The organism is Pseudomonas sp. P5_A2_2 (assembly GCF_054177685.1).
Genome location: NZ_JBGCUL010001109.1, coordinates 1 through 1,386, shown reverse-complemented (window position 1 = coordinate 1,386; position 1,386 = coordinate 1). Strand labels below are relative to the sequence as shown.

The window sequence follows — 1,386 nt, the reverse complement described above, 5'->3', positions numbered from 1 at the left end:
TCTTGTAGGGCAATCCCTACCCCCAACCTTCCATCCGGCTGAGGCGAATCTCTCTTGCCCCCCGATTTGCGCGGTCCCCAGCGTCCACTAGGCTTAATCCMACAGCAGTCATCAATAACAAAGGTGTGGGTATGAGCCAGGTCGATTCAAGTGCAGGGGCCAATGATGTTCTGGTCAGCTTTCGTGGAGTGCAGAAGAGCTACGACGGCGAGAACCTGATCGTCAAAGACCTCAACCTGGACATTCGCAAAGGCGAATTCCTCACCTTGCTCGGACCGTCCGGCTCCGGCAAGACCACCAGCCTGATGATGCTCGCCGGCTTCGAAACGCCGACCGCGGGCGAAATCCTGTTGGCGGGGCGCGCCATCAACAACGTGCCGCCGCACAAGCGCGACATCGGCATGGTTTTCCAGAACTACGCATTGTTCCCGCACATGACGGTGGCCGAGAACCTTGCGTTTCCGCTGACCGTGCGCGGCATGAACAAGAGCGACGTCAGTGCCCGGGTCAAGCGTGTGCTGAGCATGGTCCAGCTCGATGCCTTCGCCCAGCGCTATCCGGCGCAGCTTTCCGGCGGTCAGCAACAGCGTGTGGCATTGGCCCGTGCGCTGGTGTTCGAGCCGCAACTGGTGCTGATGGACGAGCCCCTCGGCGCACTCGACAAACAACTGCGTGAACACATGCAGATGGAGATCAAGCACCTGCACCAGCGCCTGGGCGTCACCGTGGTCTACGTGACCCACGATCAGGGCGAAGCCTTGACCATGTCCGACCGTGTGGCGGTGTTCCACCAGGGCGAAATCCAGCAGATCGCGCCACCGCGCACCCTCTACGAAGAGCCGAAGAACACCTTCGTCGCCAACTTCATCGGCGAGAACAACCGCCTCAATGGCCGACTGCACAGCCAAACCGGCGACCGTTGCATTGTGGAGCTCGGGCGCGGTGAGAAGGTGGAAGCCTTGGCGGTCAACGTTGGCCAGACCGGCGAGCCGGTGACCCTGTCCATTCGTCCGGAGCGAGTGAGCCTCAATGGCTCCAGCGACCAATGCGTCAACCGCTTCTCCGGGCGAGTCGAGGAATTCATCTATCTGGGCGACCACGTCCGGGTGCGCATGGAAGTCTGCGGCAAGACCGACTTCTTCGTGAAACAACCGATTGCCGAGCTCGATCCAGCGCTCGYCGTCGGCGACGTGGTACCGCTTGGCTGGCAGGTCGAGCACGTTCGTGCGCTCGACCCTCTTTTAGAGGCGAACTGATCGCCCCGCAATACCAACACCAACCTGCACGTGGAGAGAACAATAAATGTTGAGATCCCTGAAATTCACCGCTTTGGCACTGGGCATGATGGGCGCGGCGCACGCAATGGCGGCCGGCCCGGACCTGACC

The 1,386-nt window shown here is 61.1% G+C and carries 1 protein-coding gene; it reads left to right on the top strand.

Features of this window, described 5'->3' with window-relative positions:
* Nucleotides 1–131: 131 nt before the first annotated feature.
* Nucleotides 132–1,256, top strand: coding sequence for an ABC transporter ATP-binding protein (locus ACXRVY_RS29235; RefSeq protein ID WP_458238987.1), 1,125 nt, complete (start codon nt 132–134; stop codon nt 1,254–1,256).
* Nucleotides 1,257–1,386: the final 130 nt, after the last annotated feature.